General features: G+C 61.6%; 21 protein-coding genes. 13 read left to right on the forward strand and 8 right to left on the reverse strand.

The window, feature by feature from the left end:
• Positions 1–29: 29 nt before the first annotated feature.
• Positions 30–980, reverse strand: coding sequence for a choline sulfate utilization transcriptional regulator (locus tag AO064_RS09785; RefSeq protein ID WP_064053161.1), 951 nt, complete (start codon positions 978–980; stop codon positions 30–32).
• A 103-nt stretch (positions 981–1,083) separates the two neighbouring features.
• On the opposite strand from AO064_RS09785, the gene betC reads away from it, so the two are divergent.
• The 3 genes from betC to AO064_RS09800 all read left to right on the forward strand — a co-directional run bounded on the left by betC (position 1,084) and on the right by AO064_RS09800 (position 5,196).
• Positions 1,084–2,598 carry a choline-sulfatase gene (gene betC, locus AO064_RS09790; RefSeq protein ID WP_064053162.1) on the forward strand — a complete coding sequence of 505 codons (1,515 nt, stop codon included), beginning with the start codon at positions 1,084–1,086 and terminating at the stop codon, positions 2,596–2,598.
• Between the two features lie 18 nt (positions 2,599–2,616).
• On the forward strand, positions 2,617–3,531 hold the full coding sequence (gene choX / locus AO064_RS09795; protein ID WP_064053163.1) for a choline ABC transporter substrate-binding protein: 915 nt from the start codon (positions 2,617–2,619) through the stop codon (positions 3,529–3,531).
• Between the two features lie 96 nt (positions 3,532–3,627).
• On the forward strand, positions 3,628–5,196 hold the full coding sequence (locus tag AO064_RS09800; protein WP_064053164.1) for a SulP family inorganic anion transporter: 1,569 nt from the start codon (positions 3,628–3,630) through the stop codon (positions 5,194–5,196).
• Between the two features lie 51 nt (positions 5,197–5,247).
• On the opposite strand, the gene aroE is transcribed toward AO064_RS09800, so the two are convergent.
• Both aroE and hemF read right to left on the reverse strand, forming a co-directional pair.
• A complete protein-coding gene (gene aroE / locus AO064_RS09805; RefSeq protein WP_064053165.1) occupies positions 5,248–6,066 on the reverse strand; it encodes a shikimate dehydrogenase in 819 nt (272 codons plus the stop codon).
• Positions 6,066–6,998, reverse strand: coding sequence for an oxygen-dependent coproporphyrinogen oxidase (gene hemF, locus AO064_RS09810; protein ID WP_064053166.1), 933 nt, complete (start codon positions 6,996–6,998; stop codon positions 6,066–6,068). Before hemF ends, aroE begins: the two co-directional genes overlap by 1 nt.
• Positions 6,999–7,157: 159 nt before the next feature.
• Between hemF and AO064_RS09815 the strand changes: the two genes are divergently transcribed.
• Positions 7,158–8,135: an NADPH:quinone reductase gene (locus AO064_RS09815; RefSeq protein ID WP_064053167.1), complete on the forward strand. Its 978-nt coding sequence runs from the start codon at positions 7,158–7,160 to the stop codon at positions 8,133–8,135.
• A gap of 147 nt (positions 8,136–8,282) precedes the next feature.
• Here AO064_RS09815 and tsaC read toward each other — a convergent pair whose 3' ends face one another.
• The 3 genes from tsaC to AO064_RS09830 form a co-directional block, all read right to left on the reverse strand.
• Positions 8,283–8,840: an L-threonylcarbamoyladenylate synthase type 1 TsaC gene (tsaC, locus tag AO064_RS09820; protein ID WP_012721468.1), complete on the reverse strand. Its 558-nt coding sequence runs from the start codon at positions 8,838–8,840 to the stop codon at positions 8,283–8,285.
• A 54-nt stretch (positions 8,841–8,894) separates the two neighbouring features.
• Complete coding sequence (gene dprA, locus AO064_RS09825; protein ID WP_064053168.1) at positions 8,895–9,989, reverse strand: DNA-processing protein DprA; 1,095 nt, start codon at positions 9,987–9,989, stop codon at positions 8,895–8,897.
• A 63-nt stretch (positions 9,990–10,052) separates the two neighbouring features.
• Entirely contained in the window at positions 10,053–10,844 is a 792-nt protein-coding gene (locus AO064_RS09830; RefSeq protein ID WP_064053169.1) for a hypothetical protein, read from the reverse strand.
• A gap of 135 nt (positions 10,845–10,979) precedes the next feature.
• Here AO064_RS09830 and def point away from each other — a divergent pair, with 135 nt between their 5' ends.
• The 5 genes from def (at position 10,980) to AO064_RS09855 (ending at position 15,663) form a co-directional block, all read left to right on the forward strand.
• The gene (gene def, locus AO064_RS09835; RefSeq protein WP_005783383.1) at positions 10,980–11,486 is read left to right on the forward strand and encodes a peptide deformylase; all 507 of its coding nucleotides are present in this window, start codon (positions 10,980–10,982) and stop codon (positions 11,484–11,486) included.
• 68 nt (positions 11,487–11,554) lie between these two features.
• Positions 11,555–12,508, forward strand: a complete 954-nt coding sequence (gene fmt / locus AO064_RS09840; protein WP_064053170.1) for a methionyl-tRNA formyltransferase — start codon at positions 11,555–11,557, stop codon at positions 12,506–12,508.
• Positions 12,505–13,815 carry a 16S rRNA (cytosine(967)-C(5))-methyltransferase RsmB gene (gene rsmB, locus AO064_RS09845; protein WP_046035862.1) on the forward strand — a complete coding sequence of 437 codons (1,311 nt, stop codon included), beginning with the start codon at positions 12,505–12,507 and terminating at the stop codon, positions 13,813–13,815. The genes fmt and rsmB overlap by 4 nt, the downstream gene beginning before the upstream one ends.
• 22 nt (positions 13,816–13,837) lie before the next feature.
• Positions 13,838–15,211 carry a Trk system potassium transporter TrkA gene (gene trkA, locus AO064_RS09850; protein WP_012721463.1) on the forward strand — a complete coding sequence of 458 codons (1,374 nt, stop codon included), beginning with the start codon at positions 13,838–13,840 and terminating at the stop codon, positions 15,209–15,211.
• Positions 15,212–15,351: 140 nt separating this feature from the next.
• Entirely contained in the window at positions 15,352–15,663 is a 312-nt protein-coding gene (locus tag AO064_RS09855; RefSeq protein WP_012721462.1) for a tetratricopeptide repeat protein, read from the forward strand.
• A 134-nt stretch (positions 15,664–15,797) separates the two neighbouring features.
• Here AO064_RS09855 and AO064_RS09860 read toward each other — a convergent pair whose 3' ends face one another.
• Both AO064_RS09860 and AO064_RS09865 read right to left on the reverse strand, forming a co-directional pair.
• Entirely contained in the window at positions 15,798–16,685 is an 888-nt protein-coding gene (locus AO064_RS09860) for a lysophospholipid acyltransferase (RefSeq protein WP_012721461.1), read from the reverse strand.
• 42 nt (positions 16,686–16,727) lie between these two features.
• Positions 16,728–17,285 (reverse strand): DNA-3-methyladenine glycosylase I, encoded by a 558-nt coding sequence (locus tag AO064_RS09865; protein WP_012721460.1) that lies wholly within the window; start codon positions 17,283–17,285, stop codon positions 16,728–16,730.
• Between the two features lie 81 nt (positions 17,286–17,366).
• On the opposite strand from AO064_RS09865, the gene glyQ reads away from it, so the two are divergent.
• From glyQ to AO064_RS09885, 4 genes are all read left to right on the forward strand, one after another.
• Positions 17,367–18,320, forward strand: a complete 954-nt coding sequence (gene glyQ, locus AO064_RS09870) for a glycine--tRNA ligase subunit alpha (protein ID WP_003187265.1) — start codon at positions 17,367–17,369, stop codon at positions 18,318–18,320.
• Entirely contained in the window at positions 18,317–20,371 is a 2,055-nt protein-coding gene (glyS, locus tag AO064_RS09875) for a glycine--tRNA ligase subunit beta (protein ID WP_064053171.1), read from the forward strand. Before glyQ ends, glyS begins: the two co-directional genes overlap by 4 nt.
• 2 nt (positions 20,372–20,373) lie before the next feature.
• Positions 20,374–20,910 (forward strand): D-glycero-beta-D-manno-heptose 1,7-bisphosphate 7-phosphatase, encoded by a 537-nt coding sequence (gene gmhB / locus AO064_RS09880; RefSeq protein WP_012721458.1) that lies wholly within the window; start codon positions 20,374–20,376, stop codon positions 20,908–20,910.
• An 82-nt stretch (positions 20,911–20,992) separates the two neighbouring features.
• Positions 20,993–21,763, forward strand: a complete 771-nt coding sequence (locus AO064_RS09885; protein ID WP_064053172.1) for a lysophospholipid acyltransferase family protein — start codon at positions 20,993–20,995, stop codon at positions 21,761–21,763.
• Positions 21,764–21,879 lie beyond the last annotated feature (116 nt).

Here is a 21,879-nt window from a genome sequence, read left to right on the forward strand (position 1 = left end):
CGGACTCCGAATCCAATAGGCGCCAGATGCTAGACCGCAATCGACGGCAGGGCCAGCCCGGTCAGCGACTGCGCGCTGCTGGCCTGCTCGGCCACCAGCCAGTCGACAAAGCGCTCCACCAGCTGCCCTCGGCGTTTGCGCTGGGGCTGCACCACGTAATAGCCGAAACGCGAGATGACGGTGTCGCTCAGCGGTCGGCACAGCCAGTTCTGCTCCAACAGGTTATCCACCAGATGGCGCCAGCCGATGGCCACACCCTGGCCGGCAATCGCGGCCTGGATCAGCAGAGTGTAGTTGTCGAAGCGCAGTTGGCCGGGCGTGGGCGCCGTGGCGATGCCCAGTTCGCGAAACACGCCGCTCCAGTCGAACCACTGGCTGTTATTTTCCTGGCGCAGGTGCAGCAAGGGGAAATCGTGCAAATTTTGTACAGTCAGCGGTGTGGCCTGATCCTTCAGCCACTGCGGGCTGCACACCGGGAACACTTCCTCGTTGAACAACCACAGGCTGTCGCCCTGCTTGAAACGCCCGTCGCCAAACAGCACTGCCACGTCAATGTCGCTGCGCAACGTGGCGTGGTTGCGTTCGCTGGTCACCAGGCTCACATCCACCTGGGGGTTGGCCGCGTGAAAGCGATGCAAACGCGGCATCAGCCAATAGGCGGCGAATGCGAAGTCGGTGGCCACTTGCAGCACTTCGTGCTGATCCTGCTGCGTGATCGCACTGAGGCCCGCGTTGATGGCCTGCAAACCGCCCTGCACATGCTCGAACAACAGGGCACCGGCATCGGTCAGCTCGATGCCCCGGTAGATGCGATCAAACAGACGGATCGCCAGCTGTTCTTCCAGGCGCTTGATCTGCTGGCTGATCGCGGGCTGGGTGGTGCCCAGCTCCATCGCGGCGGCGGTGAAACTGCGGTGACGCGCTGCCGCTTCGAACGCGCGCAGCAAATCGAGGGACAGGTCACCGAGGGCTTCATACATAAGCTGTGCTTATCCTAGACATTGCTTTGGGTGGGCTTTACCCCATTTTCCATGGGCTGCATGCTCATTCGCATAAACACCGCCTATGGAATGCCGATAGATCATGAAGCGCAAGAACATTCTTTTCATCATGGCCGATCAAATGGCCGCGCCGATGCTGCCGTTCTACGGACCTTCCCCGATCCAGTTGCCGAACCTGAGCCGCCTCGCCGCCCAGGGCGTGGTGTTCGAGGCTGCCTACTGCAACAGCCCGTTGTGCGCACCCTCGCGCTTTACGCTGGTGAGCGGGCAATTGCCGAGCAAGATCGGCGCCTACGACAACGCCGCCGATTTCCCCGCCGATGTGCCGACCTACGCCCACTACCTGCGCCGCCTCGGTTACCGCACGGCGTTATCGGGCAAGATGCATTTCTGCGGGCCAGACCAACTGCATGGTTATGAAGAGCGCCTGACCAGCGACATCTATCCCGCCGACTATGGCTGGGCCGTCAACTGGGACGAGCCGGACGTGCGCCCCACCTGGTACCACAACATGTCGTCGGTGCTGCAAGCCGGGCCGTGCGTGCGCACCAACCAGCTGGATTTCGACGAAGAGGTGGTGTTCAAGGCCCAGCAATACCTGTTCGACCATATCCGCGAGGACGGCGACCAGCCGTTCTGCCTCACCGTGTCGATGACCCACCCCCACGACCCCTACACGATTCCCAAGCCGTTCTGGGACCTGTACGACGACGCTGACATCCCTTTGCCTACAACACCCGTGCAGGGCGATCTCGATCCACACTCCCAGCGCCTGCTCAAGGTCTACGACCTATGGGACAAGCCGCTGCCTGTGGATAAGATCCGTGATGCACGCCGTGCCTACTTCGGCGCGTGCAGCTACATCGACAGCAATGTCGGCAAGCTCCTGCAAACCCTGGAAGACACCGGCCTGGCCGACGACACGATCATCATCTTCTCCGGCGACCACGGCGACATGCTCGGCGAGCGCGGCCTCTGGTACAAAATGCACTGGTTTGAAATGGCCGCCCGCGTGCCGCTGCTGGTGAGTGCGCCGGGGCAATTCGCGGCAGGCCGCGTGTCCAAAGCCGTGTCCACTGCCGACCTGTTGCCGACCCTGGTGGAACTGGCCGGCGGCGAGCTGGACCCGCGCCTGCCGCTGGACGGCCGTTCGCTGGTCCCGCACCTGCAAGGGCAGGGCGGGCACGACGAGGTGTTCGGCGAATACATGGCCGAAGGCACCATCAGCCCGCTGATGATGATTCGCCGTGGCGCCTACAAATTCATCTACAGCGAAGACGACCCTTGTCTACTGTTCGATGTACACAACGACCCTCGGGAACAGGAAGAACTCAGCCAGTCGCCGCCGCATCAGGCGCTGTTTGCAGCCTTCCTGGACGAGGCGCGGGCCAAATGGGACATCCCGGCGATCCACCAACAGGTGCTCGCCAGCCAACGCCGCCGCCGTCTGGTGTTTGAAGCACTGACCCAAGGCAAGCTGAAGAGCTGGGATCACCAGCCACGGGTGGACGCCAGTCAGCAATACATGCGCAACCATATCGACCTCGACGACCTGGAGCGCAAGGCACGTTATCCACAACCCTGCCAAAACCAATAAATAGTCAGAGGGAAGGCCATGCAAAAGTTAACTGTGGTGTTGGGTATGTTGGTACTGAGTAGCGCCAACGTGTACGCGGACGCCAGCTGCGAAACGGTAAAGATGGCCGATCCAGGCTGGAGCGATATCGCGGCCACCAATGCCATCACCGGTTTTTTACTGACCGGCATGGGCTACAAGGCCAAGGTCGACACCCTCGCGGTCCCGATCACCTTCGGGGGGCTCAAGGACGGCCAGGTGGATGTGTTCCTGGGTAACTGGATGCCGGCGCAGCAAGGCTTCTACGACAAGTTCGTGGCTAATGGCGATGTGGTGCAACTGGCGAAAAACCTAGACGGCACCGAGTTCACCCTCGCCGTGCCGGACTATGTGTGGGACGCCGGGGTGCATGACTTCGCCGACTTGAACACATTTGCCGACAAGTTCGACAAGAAGATCTACGGCATCGGCTCCGGTGCACCTGCAAATATCTCGTTGCAGGAAATCATCAAGAAAAACGACTTTGATCTCGGCCAGTGGAAGCTGGTGGAATCCAGCGAACAGGCGATGCTCGCCGAAGTATCACGGGCTGTTAAGAAGCAGAAATTCGTGACCTTCCTCGGCTGGACCCCGCACCCGATGAACGTGCAATTGAAAATGCACTACCTCAAGGGTGGCGAGAAATATTTTGGTGACACCGGCAGTGTGTATACCTTGACCCGCAAGGGCTATGCACAGGCCTGCCCGAATGTAGGGAAACTGCTGACCAACCTGAGCTTTACCCAGGAGATGGAGAACGCAATCATGGCGCAGGTGGCCAATAACAAGGTCAGCAACGCCGAGGCGGCGAAGGCGTGGATCAAAGCCAACCCGGCGGTATTGGACAAGTGGCTGGAGGGTGTAAAAACACTGGATGGCAAAGACGCACTCTCTGCAGTTAAAGCCAAACTCTAACGCTTGATGCAATCCAGATGTGGGAGGGGCAAGCCCCCTCCCACGGGAACTGATCTGGACTGATATTCTGCGCTAAACCTTTAAACCGAGTCTGCGATGCCCCGGCCCAACCGCCACACACTGTTCCCCTTCCTCAGCTGGCTCCCGCGCCAAACCCGCGCCAGCGTCGGCCGGGATGCAATCGTCGGCCTCAGTGGCGCGGTTCTCGCGTTGCCGCAGTCGATTGCCTACGCACTGATCGCCGGCCTGCCCCCCGAATATGGCCTGTACGCTGCGATCATCCCGGTGCTGATCGCGTGCCTCTGGGGTTCATCCTGGCACCTGATCTGCGGGCCTACGGCGGCGATTTCCATTGTGCTGTATGCCAGCGTCAGTCCCTTGGCCGTGCCGGGCTCCCAGGAGTACATCACCCTGATTTTGCTGCTCACCTTCCTCGCCGGGGTTTTCCAGTGGCTGCTGGGCATGCTGCGCTTCGGCGCGCTGGTGAATTTCGTCTCCCATTCGGTGGTGCTCGGTTTCACCCTGGGCGCCGCCGTGGTGATTGCCCTGGGGCAGTTGCCCAACCTGTTGGGGCTGGATCTGCCGAGCCAGGCCACGGCGATCAATAGCCTGCTGGCACTGATCCACCACAGCGGCGAATGGGACCATGCATCCCTTGCCCTCGGGCTAGGGACTCTACTGGTGGGCGCACTGCTCAAGTACCTGGTGCCCCGCTGGCCGACGCTGTTGATCGCGCTGGCGTTGGGCAGCCTGGTGGCGTGGTTGTGGCCGGCGATGTTCGGGCATGTGGCGCTGGTCAGTTCGTTTATTGGCAAGCTGCCGCCGTTCAGCCCGTTGCCGATGGACCTGGACATGATCCTGCGCCTGCTGCCCAGCGCCGTGGCGGTGGGCATGCTCGGGCTGGTGACCAGCCTGTCGATTGCCCGCTCGCTGTCGGCGCGTTCGCAACAATTGCTCGATGCCAACCAAGAGGTTCGCGCGCAGGGTTTATCCAATATCGTTGGCGGCTTTTTTTCCGGCTACTTGTCAGCCGGTTCGTTTACGCGCTCGGGCCTCAGTTATGAGGCGGGCGCGTGCTCGCCGTTGGCCGGGGTGTTTTCCGCACTGTGGGTGGCGTTGTTCGCATTGTTTGGTGCGGCGCTGATCGCACACATTCCGATCCCGAGCATGGCCGCGAGCATCCTGCTGATTTGCTGGGGGTTGGTGGACCATCGCGGCATTCGTGCGTTGTTCCGCGTCAGTCGCGCCGAGTTTGTGGTGATGGGCCTGACGTGCGTCGCCACCTTGCTCTTGGAGCTGCAAACCGCGATTTATGCCGGGGTGCTGGCGTCGCTGTTCTTCTACCTCAAGCGCACCTCGCAACCACGGGTTCAGCAATGGCGCGATGGCGATGAGGATGTGTTGCGGGTGGGCGGCTCGATCTTTTTCGGCGCCAGCCACTACCTGCAAGTGCGCCTCCAACGTTTACAGGGCGAGCGGGTGGTGATCGAGGCGCAGCAGATCAACTTTATCGACTATTCCGGGGTGGAGATGCTGCACCAGGAGGCGCGGCGCTTGAAGGGCTTGGGGCGTAGCCTGACGTTGCGCCGGGCCAGGCCGCAAGTGGTGGAAGAGTTGAGGAAACTGGAAGGGGCCGACCAATGCCCCATTCACTTTCAAGACTGAATGCAGTTCAACTGTGGGAGGGGGCTTGCTCCCTCCCACATTGAATTGAGGTTAGGCCAATTGGCGGCGTAATTCGGCCAACACCGGCGCCGACTTCGGACGCACACCGCGCCACAGGAAGAACGCTTCCGCTGCCTGTTCCACCAACATCCCTAAACCATCCATCGCCACCGTCGCGCCTTGTTCAGTCGCCCAGCGGCAGAACGCTGTCGGTTCCTTGGCATACATCATGTCGTAGCAAAACGTCTTACGCGGTTCGATCAAGCTGCCGGCAATCGGCGGTACATCGCCTGACAGGCTGGCGGACGTGGCGTTGATGATCACGTCCACCGGCTCACGCAGCCAATCGAAACCGCTGGCAGACACCGGGCCCAGATCGTCGAACAACTCGGCGAGCAACTCGGCCTTTTCCACGGTGCGGTTGGCGATGATCAGCGAGGCAGGCTGCTCGGCCAGTAACGGCTCCAGCGCGCCACGTACCGCGCCACCGGCGCCCAGCAGCAGGATGCGCTTGCCTCGCAGGCTCAGCCCGGCGTTGACCTTGAGGTCACGCACCAGGCCAGCGCCGTCGGTGTTGTCGCCCAGCAGGCTACCGTCGGGCCGCTTGCTCAGGGTATTCACCGCGCCAGCGCGTTGAGCACGTTCGGTGAGGATGTCGGCCAAGCGGTAGGCGTCTTCCTTGAACGGCACGGTGACGTTGGCGCCACGACCCTGTTGAAAAAACTTACGGGCACAGCCGGTGAAATCCTCCAAAGGCGCCAGCAAGGTGCTGTAGTCCAGTTGCTCGCCGGTCTGCTCGGCGAACATACGGTGGATCAGCGGCGACTTGCTGTGGCCGATGGGGTTGCCGAACACCACATAACGGTCCATCAGACCGCCGCCTTAGGCGCAGTAAGGCCCAGCCAGTCGCGGTCTTGCAGGAAGTAGTCGGTAAGGCGCGCTTCTTCGCTGCCGACCTCGGCCTTCCAGTCGTAGCTCCAGCGCACTTGCGGCGGCAGCGACATCAGGATCGACTCGGTGCGCCCGCCCGACTGCAGGCCGAACAGGGTGCCACGGTCGTAGACCAGGTTGAATTCAACGTAGCGGCCGCGGCGAAACTCTTGGAACTGACGCTGTTGCTCGGTATAGGCCATAGCCTTACGGCGTTGCACGATCGGCAGGTAAGCATCGATGTACGCGTCGCCGATGGCGCGGATGAAGGCGAAGCAGGTGTCGAAGTCCCACTCGTTCAAGTCATCGAAGAATAGGCCGCCGATGCCGCGCGGTTCGTTGCGGTGCTTGATATGGAAGTAGGTGTCGCACCATGCCTTGTAGCGTGAGTACACGTCCGGACCGAACGGCGCACAGGCCTGCTCGGCCACGCGGTGCCAGTGGATGCAGTCTTCTTCGTTGCCGTAGTAAGGCGTGAGGTCGAAGCCGCCCCCAAACCACCACACCGGCTCTTCGCCTTCTTTTTCGGCGATGAAAAACCGTACGTTGGCGTGGGACGTGGGGACGTGAGGGTTGTGCGGGTGGATCACCAGCGACACGCCCAGGGCCTCAAAGCCACGGCCGGCCAGCTCAGGCCGGTGCGCGCTGGCCGAGGGTGGGAGACCGCTGCCAAACACGTGGGAAAAGTTAACGCCGCCTTTTTCGATCACCAAACCGTTTTCGATCACACGGGTGCGACCACCGCCGCCAGCTGGCCGGGTCCAGGCGTCTTCGATAAAGCGAGTGTCCGTCTCGAAGGTTTCCAGGGCGCTGCAAATGCGGTCTTGCAGGTCAAGCAGGTAGGCCTTTACAGCCTCGGTGCGGGTAGTCATGGCATCACCTTGAATCGGGCAAAGCTACGCGAGGCCATTGGGCATCGGCGGCAAATGGGCGCACAGGATACCACTGCACCCCATTGCGCCGCAGTTGACGAAGATCAAGCTTAGGAGTGGGATAGTGGGCTACGCGAATTCGACCCAAGGAGAAGGCAGATGGCAAAACGTATCCAGTTCAGCGCCCATGGCGGCCCCGAAGTGCTTGAGTATGTGGACTACACCCCGGCGGAGCCGGGCCCGCAGCAGGTGCGCGTGCGTAATGAGGCGATCGGCCTGAACTTCATCGACACCTATTTCCGCAGCGGTCTGTACGCCCCGCCCGCATTGCCATCGGGGTTGGGCGCAGAGGGCGCCGGTGTGGTCGACGCGGTTGGCAGCGAAGTCACCCAATTCAAGGTCGGCGACCGCGTGGCCTATGGCAGCGGCCCGCTGGGTGCCTACAGCCAACTGCATGTGTTGCCCGCCGCCAATCTGGTGCACCTGCCGGACGACATCAGCTTCGAACAAGCCGCCGGCGCCATGCTCAAGGGCCTGACCGTGCAGTATCTGCTGCGCCAGACCTACGAAGTGAAGGCCGGTGAAACTATTCTGTTCCATGCCGCCGCCGGTGGCGTGGGTTCGCTCGCTTGCCAATGGGCCAAGGCCCTGGGCGTGAAGTTGATCGGTACCGTGAGTTCGCCGGAAAAAGCCGCAGTGGCCAAAGCCCTCGGTGCCTGGGAAACCATCAACTACAGCAAGGAAGATGTCGCACAGCGCGTGCTGGAGTTGACTGACGGCAAAAAGGTGCCGGTGGTGTACGACGGCGTCGGCAAGGACACCTGGCTGACATCGCTGGACTGCGTGGCGCCACGTGGGCTCGTGGTGAGCTTCGGCAATGCGTCAGGCGCAGTGGACGGGGTGAATTTGGGGATTCTGTCGGCCAAAGGCTCGCTGTACGTCACCCGACCGACCCTGGCGACCTATGCCAACAACCCGCAGAACCTGCAAGCGATGGCGGATGACCTGTTCTCGATGATCAAGAGCGACAAGGTGCGCATTGATATCAACCAGCGGTATGCGCTGGCGGATGCGGCGAAGGCGCAGACGGAGTTGTCGGGACGCCGGACCACAGGCTCAACAATTTTGCTGCCTTGACTGCCCCTTGTGGCGAGGGAGCTTGGTCCCGTTGGGCCGCGAAGCGGCCCCAAAACAGGCGATGATGTTTTTTCAGATAAACCGCATTCGCTGGCTTTGGGCCTGCTTCGCAGGCCAACGGGAGCAAGCGCCCTCGCCACAAAAGCGCTACGAAGGCCGCACCACCTCACCCGTCACCAGATCGCGAATCAGGCTCGGGTTCTTGCGCCCACCCAGGGCGCCACCCAACACCAGATCCACCTGCCCACGGAAATACTGCTCCACGCGAATCCGTGTGCGGGCCGCCGGGCGGCCTTGAGGGTTGGCCGAGGTGGAAATCAACGGCCCCACCAGCGAGCACAGATCCCGCACCAGCGGATGGTCCGTGACCCGCACCGCCACCGTGTCGTGCACACCTGTCACCCATTCCGGCAGCAGGCCCTGATGAGGCACCAGCCAGGTGTTCGGCCCAGGCCAAGTGCTAGCCATGCGGTCGATCCAATCCTGCGGGAAGTCTTCGAACAGGAAGTCGAACTGACGGATGTTGTCCGCCACCAGGATCAGGCCCTTGTCCACCGAACGGTTCTTGATGGCGAGCAAACGGTCCACTGCTTCTTCGTTCCACGGATCGCAGCCCAGGCCCCAAACCGCTTCGGTTGGATAGGCAATCACCGCGCCTGCGCGAATTTCTCGTGCGGTTTCCAGCACACGCCACCGGTTGACCATTGTTGACTCTCCAGACTAAAGCTCTGCGCAGTTTACCGATCTTCGTTACAAAACCTAGCAGCGCGCAAGCCAGCGCCCGCTTTCGCAGATGACCTGGCCCTCCAGCTCCAGCTCGGTAAGGGTCGCCAACACGTGGGGCAACGACCTACCGCTGGCAATCGCCAGGCCTTCACTGGTATGGGGCGCCGCGTGCAGCAGCGCCACCAGTGGATGCACGACCGGCATCGGCGTAGGGCGCGACAGCGCCTGCCAACCGCGCAAGCCCTCCAGGATGTGCTCGATGGTTTCCACCAACACGGCGCCATCGCGGATCAACTGGTGACAGCCCTTGGCACCGGGATGATGGATGGAGCCGGGGATCGCATACACCTCGCGCCCCTGTTCGGCCGCCAGTTTCGCAGTGATCAGCGAACCACTGGCCATGCTGGCTTCCACCACCAGCACGCCCAGGGACAGGCCACTGATGATCCGATTCCGCCTGGGAAAGTTGCCGGCCTGGGGCGGGGCGTCCAAGGGAAACTCGGAAACCACGGCGCTGCCCTGATCAATCATCGCCGCCGCCAGCCGTTTGTGGCGCTGTGGATAAAAATTTTCGAGCCCGGTGCCGAGCACGCCGATTGTCTGGCCGCCCACATCCAATGCCGCTTGATGGGCTGCGCCGTCGATGCCTAATGCAAGACCGCTGGTGATGACAAAACCGGCGCTCGCCAAACTGCGGGAAAACGCAGCCGCCGTGTCCATGCCGGGGCGAGAAGCACGGCGACTGCCGACCATCGCCAGTTGCGGTTTTTCCAGGATCAAAGGGTCGCCAGCGACAAATAACAGCGGTGGCGCGTCATCAATCTGGGCGAGCAGCGCGGGGTAGTCCGGCTGGTCCCACATCAGCAAATGCTGGCCCTCACACGCCAGCCAGGCTAATGCCGCACTGGCACCGTCGCGGACTTCATGGCTGCGCCGGGCATCGGCACTGATGGCTGGCACCCCCAACGAACGCCAGGCACTGGCAGGCGCGCTGATAGCCTTCGACGCAGACCCGAAGGCTTCGATCAGTAAGCGAAAACGCTTCGGACCCAGCTCAGGCAGCCTGTGCAAGCGTAGTCGGGCTTCTAGTTCTGACGGGGATATTTCATGACAGTTTATCGGATTCATTTGATCATCCTTGACCGGAACAAGCTGTGGATAACTCTGTTGGTAACTTATTTAGCAGGCTATTTATTGTGTTTGATGGGCAGTCTCGAAACGGTCCGTCACGGCCAGCGGCCGTGTGGCACTGAGCACCAGGGCGTAACTGAGCTTTTCGTAGGTGCGAAATACCAGCAGGGTGCCGGCGCGTTCATCAGGAAGTTGGGTTGGCGCGCCCGTCAGGCTGTCGCGTACGCTGGCGCCGGTCTTGATCACGTTGAGCAGTTGGCCCTCAACCAGGCCGTCGCGGCGGCCTTTATTCAGGGTTATCGCGTCGAGTACGCCGATCTGGGTGACACCCTTGGGGATATCGATGATTTGCCCTTCGATGAATGGCGCTGTAGGCGTGACCGCAAGGGTTGCCGGGTCGACGAAAGATTGCGCGCGTAGCAGGCGATCACCGGGGCGCACTTCCTGGGTGATCCGCTGCACGGCCAGGGTGGTGAGGTCGCCCGCCGTTACGAACCGGGCAGTGCCGATGTCGTCGGCATTGATGCCCAACAGCTCTCGGGTTTGCGGGTCGGTGTAGGTCTTGCCTCGCCGGAATATTCCATAACTTGGCTGGGAAGGGTCCAGGACGCCCCGGGCATACACCTGCTCGCCATTCGCGCCCAGCACTCGGCCAGCATCAGCGGCGACGATGTAGGGTGCGCTGTCCAGGTCGTGGGGCGAATCAAGAATGCGGTTATGCAGTAAAAAGCGCTGGATGGCCTGTTGCGTCGGTTGATCCAGGCGCTGGGCGGGCTGCGGCACCAAGGCCATGGCAAGCGGGGCCATAGCAAGCGGGGCCCACAGCAGCAAGACGAGTAGCGATTTCCTCATGGGGTGAATCTCCTTTATTATGTGCGTTCGCGTGAAATGCCAGAGCCTTCGCGGCCTCCGGACGTTTCACACCGGCTGTTTGGGTCCATCCCAACGCCGATTTGCCTCTACCTCACATGTGCAGCAATTACGCTTATGGCTATTTTGAACATCCTCGAATTCCCCGACTCGCGCCTGCGCACGATCGCCAAACCGGTGGCCGTAGTGGACGACAAGGTTCGTCAGTTGGTCGATGACATGTTTGAAACAATGTATGAAGCGCCGGGCATCGGCCTCGCCGCGACCCAGGTCAACGTGCATCTTCGCGTCGTGGTCATGGACCTGTCGGAAGATCGCAGCGAACCAAGGGTGTACATCAACCCAGAGTTCGAACCGCTGACCGACGAGATGGGCGAATACCAGGAAGGTTGCCTGTCGGTGCCGGAGTTCTACGAGAACGTCGAACGCCCGCTGCGCGTGAAAATCAAGGCCCTGGACCGCGACGGCAAGCCGTTCGAACTGATCGCCGAAGGCCTGCTGGCAGTGTGCATCCAGCACGAATGCGACCACCTCAATGGCAAGCTGTTTGTCGACTACCTGTCCACGCTCAAGCGCGACCGGATCAAGAAGAAGCTGGAAAAAAAGCATCGCCAGCAAGCTTGATGCCCCCTTCCAAAGGCTTGCTGCGGCAAGCCTTTTTCTTTTGTGACTGCTTTTAACCGAGACCTCCCATGACCGAGCCACTGCGCATTGTTTTTGCCGGTACCCCCGAATTTGCCGCCGAACACCTCAAGGCGCTGCTCGCCAGCCCTTATGACGTTGTCGCGGTGTACACCCAGCCGGATCGCCCGGCCGGGCGCGGGCAAAAACTGATGCCGAGCCCGGTGAAGCAGTTGGCGCTGGAGCACAACATTCCCGTGCTGCAACCACCGACCTTGCGCAACGCCGAGGCCCAGGCCGAGCTGGCGGCGCTGAACCCGGACTTGCTGGTGGTCGTGGCGTACGGTTTGATCCTGCCGCAAGCGGTACTGGATATCCCGCGCCTGGGTTGCATCAACAGCCATGCGTCATTGCTGCCACGTTGGCGCGGTGCGGCGCCGATCCAACGTGCCGTCGAGGCCGGTGACAGCGAGAGCGGCGTGACCGTAATGCACATGGAGGCGGGCCTGGACACCGGCCCGATGCTGCTGAAAGTCACCACCCCGATCACCGCCGCAGACACCGGTGGCAGCTTGCACGACCGCCTCGCCGAGCTGGGCCCGCCTGCCGTGATCCAGGCCATCGCCGGCCTGGCTGCCGGCACCTTGGAAGGCGAGGTCCAGGACGATAGCCTGGCCACCTACGCCCACAAGCTGAACAAAGACGAAGCACGCATCGACTGGAGCCGCCCGGCCGTGGAACTGGAGCGCCTGGTACGCGCCTTCAACCCGTGGCCGATCTGCCACAGCACGCTCAACGGCGAAGCCTTGAAAGTGCTGGCCGCGACCCTCGCCGAGGGCGCAGGCGCTCCCGGTGAAATCATCGGCGCCAGCAAGGACGGCCTGTTGGTCGCTTGCGGTGAACAGGCGCTGTGCCTGACCCGTCTGCAATTGCCTGGCGGCAAGGCGCTTAATTTCAGCGATTTGTTCAACAGCCGTCGTGAGAAATTCGCCCTGGGCACCGTCCTTGGAGTGGTCGCCCAATGAATCCACGTCTGGCCGCCGCCAAGGCTCTCGCCGCCGTCCTCAACGGCAAGGCGTCGCTGAACAGTTCGTTGCCCACGCAGTTGGACAAGGTCGAAGACCGCGATCGCGGCTTCACCCAGGACCTGGCCTTTGGCACGGCGCGCTGGCAGCCACGCTTGTCGGCGCTGTCGGCCAAGTTGTTGCAGAAACCCTTCAAGGCGGCCGATGCGGATGTCGAGGCGCTGCTGCTGGTCGGCCTCTACCAATTGCTCTACACCCGCGTACCCGCTCACGCCGCGATTGGCGAGACGGTCGGTTGCGCCGACAAGCTGAAAAAGCCTTGGGCCAAAGCCTTGCTCAACGCCGTACTGCGCCGCGCTCAGCGCGAAAGCGAAGCGCTGCTGGCCGAGCTGGAACATGACCCCGTGGTGCGCACCGCCCACCCGCGCTGGCTGCAAAAGTCCCTGAAGGCGTTCTGGCCTGAGCAATGGGAGGCCATCTGCGCGGCGAACAATGCGCACCCGCCGATGATTTTGCGGGTCAACCGTCGTCACCACAGCCGTGACGCCTACCTGCAACTGCTCACCACTGCCGGTATCAACGCCACGCCGTGCGTGTACAGCGTCGACGGCATCGTATTGGAAGCCGCCGCCGACGTCCGCAGCCTGCCGGGCTTTGCCGAAGGCTGGATCAGCGTGCAGGACGAAGCGGCGCAACTGGCCGCCGACCTGCTCGACCTGGCGCCCGGCCAACGCGTGCTCGACGCCTGCTGCGCACCGGGCGGCAAGACCTGCCACATCCTGGAAGTCGAAAAAGACCTGGCCGGGGTGGTCGCTGTCGACCTGGAAGCCAAGCGCCTGGTACGTGTGCGGGAAAACCTCGCCCGTCTGGGCCTCAGCGCCGAGCTGATCGCTGCCGACGGCCGCGACACTGCCACCTGGTGGGACGGCAAACCGTTCCAGCGCATCCTGCTTGATGCGCCGTGCTCAGCCACCGGTGTGATCCGTCGCCACCCGGACATCAAGCTCACCCGCCAACCCGACGACATCGCCGCCCTGGCCGCACTGCAAGGCGAGCTGCTCGACGCACTGTGGCCGACCCTGGACGTCGGCGGCATCCTGCTTTACGCCACCTGCTCCACCTTGCCGACCGAAAACACCGAGGTGATCGAAGCCTTTCTCGCCCGTACCAGCGGCGCACGGGAGCTGGACCTTGCCACCACAGCCGGCATCAAGCAGCCCCACGGCCGCCAATTGCTCGCGCAAGAAGGCGGACACGATGGCTTCTACTACGCCAAACTGATCAAGATCGCCGCCGCGCGCGGCTGAATGGTTTTAAGGGAGTGACCGGATGAAAATCATCATCCTTGGGGCAGGGCAGGTCGGCGGTACGCTGGCTGAACATTTGGCCAGCGAAGCCAACGACATCACCGTGGTCGACACCGATGCCGAGCGCCTGCGCAACCTCGGCGACCGCCTGGACATCCGTACGGTGCAGGGCCGCGCGTCGTTCCCGACGGTGCTGCGCCAGGCGGGTGCGGATGATGCCGACATGCTTGTCGCCGTGACCAACAGCGATGAAACCAACATGGTCGCCTGCCAGGTCGCCCACACGCTGTTCCACACGCCGACCAAGATCGCCCGTGTGCGCGAAGCGGCCTACCTGACCCGCGCCGGGCTGTTCGACAACGACGCGATTCCGGTGGACGTGTTGATCAGCCCGGAGCAAGTGGTCACCCACTACATCAAGCGCCTGATCGAGATCCCCGGCGCTCTGCAGGTGATCGACTTTGCCGGTGGCAAGGCGCAACTGGTCGCGGTGAAGGCCTATTACGGCGGCCCGCTGGTGGGCCAGCAACTACGGCAGCTGCGTGAACACATGCCGAATGTGGAAACCCGCGTCGCGGCGATTTTCCGCCGTGACCGACCGATCCTGCCCCAGGGCGATACGGTGATCGAGGCTGACGACGAGGTGTTTTTCATCGCCGCCAAGGCGAATATTCGCGCCGTCATGAGCGAAATGCGCCGCCTCGACGAGACCTACAAACGCATCGTCATCGCGGGTGGCGGGCAGATCGGCGAGCGCTTGGCCGAAGCCATCGAAAGCCGCTACCAGGTGAAGATCATCGAGATGAGCCCAGCACGCTGCCGGCATTTATCCGACACCCTGGACAGCAGCGTCGTACTGCAAGGCAGCGCCTCGGACCGCGACCTGCTGATGGAAGAAAACATCGCCGACGCCGATATCTTCCTGGCCCTGACCAACGATGACGAAGCCAACATCATGTCGTCGCTGCTGGCCAAGCGGCTGGGGGCGAAGAAGGTGATGACCATCATCAACAACCCGGCCTATGTGGACTTGATCCAGGGCGGTGATATCGACATCGCCATCAGCCCGCAATTGGCCACCATCGGCACCCTGCTGGCCCACGTACGCCGTGGCGATATCGTCAGCGTGCACTCCCTGCGTCGGGGCGCGGCGGAAGCCATCGAGGCGATTGCCCACGGTGACTCGAAATCGAGCAAGGTGATCGGCAAGGCAATCCGCGATATCGGCCTACCACCGGGCACCACCATTGGCGCGATCATTCGTGATGAAGAAGTGATCATTGCCCACGACGACACGGTGATCGCCACCGGAGACCATGTGATCTTGTTCCTGGTGGATAAAAAACATATCCGCGATGTGGAGAAACTGTTCCACGTGGGGTTGAGCTTCTTCTAAATCGGAGTATTCCACTGTGGCGAGGGAGCTTGCTCCCGTTGGACTGCGTAGCGGTACCATAGATTTTGCGAGCGCTTCGCACTCGAGCGGGAGCAAGCTCCCTCGCCACAACAGCCTTCTTTCACGCAAGGTGACAATAAATGCTCGAATCCCTGGAAAAAATGCTCGCCAAGGGTGTGGATAACGCGCTGCTGCGGTTTGGTTTGGGCAAGGGTTATCTAGACCTGAAGGACAACGCCAAGGCGGCGGAGCATTTGCAGAAGTGCGTCGAGTTCGATCCGAAGTATTCGGCGGCGTGGAAGTTGTTGGGCAAGGCTCACCAAGCGCAGAGTGACAGTGACGCCGCGCGACAGGCGTGGGAGAAGGGTATCGAAGCGGCCCAGGCCCATGGCGACAAACAGGCCGAGAAAGAGATGACGGTGTTCCTGAGAAAACTCGACCGCCAAGCTTGAGTGGGATTCAAATGTGGGAGGGGGCTTGCTCCCGATGGCAGTGTGTCAGCCAATGTATCTGTAGCTGATAGGCCGCAATCGGGGGCAAGCCCCCTCCCACATTTAGCCCTATTCTGGTCCTGAACCAGTGGCAGTCAGTACCACCGCTCTTCACCCGGTGGGCGTTTCTTGAAGCGCTTCATGCTCCACATGTACTGGCTCGGATAAGCGCCGACATATCGCTCCACCACCTTGCTCATCGCTGCGCAGGACGTGGCGGTGTCGGTGCTGTACATGTCTTCCGGCGCCGCTTCCAGGATCACTTTGTAGCCCGAGCCATCCGGCAGCCGCAGCGCATGCAGGAATACGCCCACCGCCTTGTGGCCGGCGAGCATGTTCGGCACGAACTTGCTGGTGAGTGCCTGGGTGGCGAAGAACGGCACGAAGATCCCGGCGGATTCAGCAGGCTCAGGATCGGCCGGGATTCCCACCTGGCCGCCCTTGCGCACTTCCTTGATCACACTGAGGATGCCTTCCTTGGTCGACGCCGCTACGCGGTTGCCCAACTGCACGCGCTGCTTGCGCAGCAACTCATCCACTGCCTTGAGCTTCGGCGGCCGGTAGAAAATGATCGGTTTGCACTGGCTGCAATAGAAGTGGTTCAGCACTTCCCAATTGCCCAAGTGGCTGGTGATGCCGACCACGCCTTTGCCCGAGGCGAGGGCTTCGTGCAGCACTTCCAGGCCTTCGACTTCGCGCACCAGGTCGATGGAGCGCTGGGCCGGCCAGATCCAGGCGCAGGCGCTTTCGGTGAGGGACTTGCCGATGTCCTTCAGGCTCTGGCCAACCAGGCGCTCGCGTGCAGCCGGGTCCATATCGGGGAAGCATTTGGACAGGTTGATCCGCACCGTGTCGCGGGAACGGTTGGGGGTTTTCCACATGATCCAGCCAATCGCCGTACCGACCGCTTGGACAGCGCGCCAGGGCAGCAAGGCAAACAATCGAAGAGCGCCTACCAGCAAGGCGCCTTTAAACTTTTCCACAGGTCACTCCTGATCGTGTGTGTGGTGCGCAAAGCCGGCATTCTAACCGGCGTTGGCCAGGTCCGCGTAACGGTCGCAGTCCTGGGTGTGGTCCATGACCATGCCCGAGGCCTGCATGAACGCGTAACAGATGGTGGGGCCGACAAAGGTAAAGCCGGCTTTTTTCAAGGCTTTGCTCATGGCTTCAGCCTCCGGCGTGATCGCCGGGACCTCGCTGCGGTCCTTGAAATGATTGACCTTGGGCACGCCGCCGACGAAGGACCAGAGCAACCCGACCGGGTCCTCCAGCGCCAGCCAGGCGGCGGCGTTGCGGCGGGTGGCGTTCAGCTTGAGGCGATTGCGTACGATGCCCGGATCCAGCATCAACGCTTCAATTTCGGCATCGGTCAGCTTTGCCAACCGCTGCGCATCAAAACCGAACAAGACCTTTCGATAATGCTCGCGTTTGCGTAAAACGGTGATCCAAGACAGGCCCGCCTGGAACCCTTCGAGTAAAAGCAACTCGAACAGACCCTGCGCATCGCGCAGCGGCGTTCCCCACTCCTGATCGTGATAAGCCATGTACAGCGGATCTTCAGAACACCAAAAGCAGCGTGGCATAAGGCTCCAGGGGATGGTGGCGCGGCCGAATCGGGTATACTCCCGCTCTTTAAATCGCAGCCCAAGTAACAGGTGAATTTCGTGAGCCAGCCTACGCCAGCCGTGCGTACCTTCCAAGACTTGATCCTCGCCCTCCAGCAATACTGGGCCGAGCAAGGTTGTGTGGTACTTCAGCCCTACGATATGGAAGTAGGCGCCGGCACTTTCCACACCGCTACATTCCTGCGGGCCATCGGCCCGGAAACCTGGAACGCCGCTTATGTGCAGCCCAGTCGTCGCCCGACTGACGGCCGCTACGGCGAAAACCCGAACCGTCTGCAGCATTACTACCAGTTCCAGGTGGTACTGAAGCCGAACCCGGACAACTTCCAGGAACTGTACCTGGGCTCGCTCAAGCATGTGGGCCTGGACCCACTGGTCCACGACATCCGTTTTGTCGAAGACAACTGGGAATCGCCGACCCTGGGCGCCTGGGGCCTGGGCTGGGAAGTCTGGCTCAATGGCATGGAAGTGACGCAATTCACTTACTTCCAGCAAGCGGGCGGTATCGAGTGCTACCCGGTGACCGGCGAGATCACCTACGGTCTCGAGCGCCTGGCCATGTACCTGCAAGGCGTGGATTCGGTCTACGACCTGGTGTGGGCTGACGGCCCGTTCGGCAAAGTCACCTACGGCGACGTGTTCCACCAGAACGAAGTGGAGCAGTCCACCTACAACTTCGAACACGCCAACGTCGACAAGCTGTTCGAACTGTTCGACTTCTATGAAAGCGAAGCCAAGCGCCTGATCGAACTGGACCAGCCGTTGCCGTTGCCGAGCTACGAAATGGTGTTGAAGGCATCGCATACCTTCAACCTGCTGGACGCGCGCCGTGCCATCTCGGTAACCGCGCGCCAGCAATACATCCTGCGTGTGCGCACCCTGGCGCGTTCCGTCGCCCAAGCCTACCTGCTGGCTCGCGCCAAGCTGGGCTTCCCGATGGCAACCCCGGACCTGCGTGATGAAGTGTTGGCTAAGCTGGAGGCTGCACAATGAGTGCTCAAGATTTCCTGGTTGAACTGGGCACCGAAGAGCTGCCACCCAAGGCACTCAATACCCTGGCCGACGCGTTCCTGGCCGGTATCGAAAAAGGCCTGCACAGCGCTGGCCTGAAGTTCGAAGCGAAGAAAGTCTATGCCGCGCCACGTCGCCTGGCCGTGTTGCTGACCGCGCTGGAAACCCAGCAACCGGACCGCAGCATCAACCTCGACGGCCCGCCGCGCCAGGCGGCGTTCGACGCCGAAGGCAACCCGACCCAGGCCGCCCTTGGTTTTGCCAAGAAGTGTGGCGTGGAGCTGAGCGAGATCGACCAGAGCGGCCCGAAACTGCGTTTCAGCCAGGTCATCACCGGCAAGCCGACCGCCAGCCTGCTGCCGACCATCGTTGAAGACTCCCTGAACGACCTGCCGATCCCCAAGCGCATGCGCTGGGGTGCACGCAAGGAAGAGTTCGTGCGTCCAACCCAATGGCTGGTGATGCTGCTCGGTGACCAAGTCATCGACTGCACCCTCCTTGCCCAGAAGGCCGGCCGTGACTCCCGTGGTCACCGCTTCCATCACCCGCAAGCCGTGCGCATCACCTCGCCAGCCAACTACGCCGCCGACCTGCGCGCCGCTTACGTGCTGGCCGATGCCAACGAGCGTCGCGAGCTGATCAGCAAGCGCACCGAAGAGCTGGCCCGCCTGCAGGAAGGCACCGCCATCGTGCCGCCAAGCCTGCTCGACGAAGTGACCGCGCTGGTTGAATGGCCGGTGCCGCTGGTGTGCTCGTTCGAGGAACGTTTCCTCGACGTGCCGCAGGAAGCCCTGATCACCACCATGCAGGACAACCAGAAGTACTTCTGCCTGCTGGACGTGGACGGCAAATTGCTGCCGCGCTTTATCACCGTGGCCAACATCGAGAGCAAGGACCCGCAGCAGATCATCGCCGGTAACGAGAAAGTCGTTCGCCCGCGCCTGACCGACGCCGAGTTCTTCTTCAAGCAAGACAAGAAGCAGAAGCTGGAAGACTTCAACCTGCGCCTGCAGAACGTGGTGTTCCAGGAAAAACTGGGCAGCGTCTATGACAAGGCTGTGCGGGTTTCCAAGCTGGCCGCCTATATTGCACAACGTATTGGTGGCGACGCGGCCTGGGCTGCGCGTGCAGGCCTGCTGTCCAAGTGCGACCTGGCCACCGAGATGGTCGGCGAGTTCCCGGAAATGCAAGGTGTTGCCGGCTACTACTACGCCCTCAACGACGGCGAGCCGAACGATGTCGCCCTGGCGTTGAACGAGCAGTACATGCCGCGCGGTGCCGGTGCTGAACTGCCGACCACCCTGACCGGTGCAGCCGTGGCAATCGCCGATAAGCTGGACACCCTCGTGGGTATCTTCGGTATCGGCATGTTGCCAACCGGCAGCAAAGACCCGTATGCCTTACGCCGTGCGGCGCTGGGTGTACTGCGCATCCTGATCGACAAGAAGCTCGACCTCGACCTGACCCAGGCCGTGGTGTTCGCCGTCGGCCAGTTCGGTGCCAAGGTCAAGCAGGCCGGCCTGGCCGAGCAAGTGCTGGAGTTCGTGTTCGACCGCCTGCGTGCGCGTTACGAAGACGAAGGCGTGGACGTGTCGGTGTACCTGTCGGTACGTGCCCTGCAGCCGGGTTCGGCGTTGGACTTCGACCAACGCGTACAAGCCGTGCAGGCCTTCCGCAAACTGCCGGAAGCCGATGCCCTGGCCGCCGTGAACAAGCGTGTGTCGAACCTGCTGAGCAAGGCCGAAGGCCTGGGCAACGCCGACGTCGACCCTGGCTTGTTCGCCGATGCCAAGGAGTTCTCGCTCAACTCGGCCATCGCCAAGGCTGAAAACGCTGTGAAGCCGCTGATCGCCGAACGCAACTATGCCGAAGCGTTGGCGCGCCTGGCGACCTTGCGCGAGCCGGTGGATGCGTTCTTTGAAGCGGTAATGATCAATGCCGAAGATGCCGGCGTGCGAAAAAACCGTTACGCGATGCTGGCGCGCCTGCGTGGCTTGTTCGTCAATATCGCTGACATTTCGACGCTGAGCTGACCATGCTGAAACTGCTGATTCTCGATCGGGACGGGGTGATCAACTACGACTCCGACGCTTACATCAAGTCGGTGGCGGAGTGGATTCCACTGCCCGGTTCGATCGAGGCCATCGCGCAGTTGAGCAAAGCCGGCTGGACGGTGGCCATCGCCACCAACCAGTCCGGTATCGCCCGCGGTTATTACGACATCGCCACCCTGGACGCCATGCACGCGCGCTTGCGCACGTTGGTGGCCGAGCAGGGCGGTGAGGTGGGGCTGGTGGTGTACTGCCCCCACGGGCCGGATGAGGGCTGCGATTGCCGCAAACCCAAGCCCGGCATGTTGAAAACCATTGCAGAACATTACAAGGTGCCTTTGGCTGGGATATGGTTCGTCGGGGACAGCCTCGGTGACCTGGAGGCGGCCAAAGCCGTCGACTCTCAGCCAGTTTTGGTTAAGACCGGGAAAGGCGAAAAGACCCAGGCGAAAAACCTGCCGGTAGGCACCTTGATTTTTGACGATCTGGCGGCCGTTGCCGCAGAACTTATCAACAACTAGCCGCCCTCGACTTCCTGACCAAGGACTGTTCGGGAGTGCGCTTTTAACAGGCGGGCCGCGTCCCGCAACGGTAAATGCCGCCATGTCGATTTTGCAGGCCATCAGAACCTTTTTCTTTTACCTGCTGTTGGGCACCAGTTCGTTTCTCTGGTGCACCCTGAGCTTTTTTATCGCGCCGTTCCTGCCGTTCAAGGCGCGCTATCGTTTTATCAACGTCTATTGGTGCCGCTGTGCGTTGTGGCTGACCAAGGTGTTCCTGAACATTCGCTTCGAGATCAAAGGCGCGGAAAACGTCCCGGACCAACCCTGCGTGATTCTGTCGAACCACCAGAGCACCTGGGAGACGTTCTTTCTCTCGGCGTACTTTTCTCCGCTGAGCCAAGTGCTCAAGCGTGAATTGCTGTACGTGCCGTTCTTCGGCTGGGCCATGGCCATGCTGCGTCCGATCGCCATCGACCGTGACAACCCCAAGGCGGCCCTGAAACACGTGGCCAAGAAGGGCGACGAGCTGCTCAAGGATGGCGTGTGGGTGCTGATCTTCCCCGAAGGTACTCGCGTGCCCTACGGCACCGTAGGCAAGTTCTCACGCGGCGGTACCGCATTGGCGGTCAACGCTAACCTGCCCGTGTTGCCGATTGCTCATAACGCCGGCAAGTTTTGGCCAAAGACTGGCTGGACCAAACGCCCGGGCACCATCACGGTGGTGATCGGTGAACCCATGTACGCCGAAGGTGAAGGGCCACGTGCCATTGCCGCACTGAATGACCGTGCTGCGGCATGGAATGAAGCGCAGCAACGGGCCATGGGCTCACTGCCGCCAGAGCCGGTTGTAGTCGACACTCCGGTGATCTGACCATCTGTGGATAACCTGTGCACGGTTTGTTGGCGAATTGTGCTTTTTGACTCTTAAGAAGCTGATTTACTTACATATTTCCTAAGCTCATAAAATCACGAAAAACGTGCATAAGT

The organism is Pseudomonas marginalis (genome assembly GCF_001645105.1).
Taxonomy (GTDB): Bacteria; Pseudomonadota; Gammaproteobacteria; order Pseudomonadales; family Pseudomonadaceae; genus Aquipseudomonas; species Aquipseudomonas petroselini.

Coding starts and splice junctions, on each gene's coding strand:
- fmt (WP_064053170.1), top strand. CDS start 11,555: ATGACCGAGCCACTGCGCATTGTTTTTGCCGGTACCCCCGAATTTGCC.
- AO064_RS09855 (WP_012721462.1), top strand. CDS start 15,352: ATGCTCGAATCCCTGGAAAAAATGCTCGCCAAGGGTGTGGATAACGCG.
- aroE (WP_064053165.1), bottom strand. CDS start 6,066: ATGGACCGTTATGTGGTGTTCGGCAACCCCATCGGCCACAGCAAGTCG.
- rsmB (WP_046035862.1), top strand. CDS start 12,505: ATGAATCCACGTCTGGCCGCCGCCAAGGCTCTCGCCGCCGTCCTCAAC.
- AO064_RS09830 (WP_064053169.1), bottom strand. CDS start 10,844: ATGAGGAAATCGCTACTCGTCTTGCTGCTGTGGGCCCCGCTTGCTATG.
- AO064_RS09800 (WP_064053164.1), top strand. CDS start 3,628: ATGCCCCGGCCCAACCGCCACACACTGTTCCCCTTCCTCAGCTGGCTC.
- AO064_RS09865 (WP_012721460.1), bottom strand. CDS start 17,285: ATGCCACGCTGCTTTTGGTGTTCTGAAGATCCGCTGTACATGGCTTAT.
- AO064_RS09815 (WP_064053167.1), top strand. CDS start 7,158: ATGGCAAAACGTATCCAGTTCAGCGCCCATGGCGGCCCCGAAGTGCTT.
- tsaC (WP_012721468.1), bottom strand. CDS start 8,840: ATGGTCAACCGGTGGCGTGTGCTGGAAACCGCACGAGAAATTCGCGCA.
- dprA (WP_064053168.1), bottom strand. CDS start 9,989: ATGAATCCGATAAACTGTCATGAAATATCCCCGTCAGAACTAGAAGCC.
- choX (WP_064053163.1), top strand. CDS start 2,617: ATGCAAAAGTTAACTGTGGTGTTGGGTATGTTGGTACTGAGTAGCGCC.
- betC (WP_064053162.1), top strand. CDS start 1,084: ATGAAGCGCAAGAACATTCTTTTCATCATGGCCGATCAAATGGCCGCG.
- glyS (WP_064053171.1), top strand. CDS start 18,317: ATGAGTGCTCAAGATTTCCTGGTTGAACTGGGCACCGAAGAGCTGCCA.
- trkA (WP_012721463.1), top strand. CDS start 13,838: ATGAAAATCATCATCCTTGGGGCAGGGCAGGTCGGCGGTACGCTGGCT.
- def (WP_005783383.1), top strand. CDS start 10,980: ATGGCTATTTTGAACATCCTCGAATTCCCCGACTCGCGCCTGCGCACG.
- AO064_RS09785 (WP_064053161.1), bottom strand. CDS start 980: ATGTATGAAGCCCTCGGTGACCTGTCCCTCGATTTGCTGCGCGCGTTC.
- hemF (WP_064053166.1), bottom strand. CDS start 6,998: ATGACTACCCGCACCGAGGCTGTAAAGGCCTACCTGCTTGACCTGCAA.
- gmhB (WP_012721458.1), top strand. CDS start 20,374: ATGCTGAAACTGCTGATTCTCGATCGGGACGGGGTGATCAACTACGAC.
- AO064_RS09885 (WP_064053172.1), top strand. CDS start 20,993: ATGTCGATTTTGCAGGCCATCAGAACCTTTTTCTTTTACCTGCTGTTG.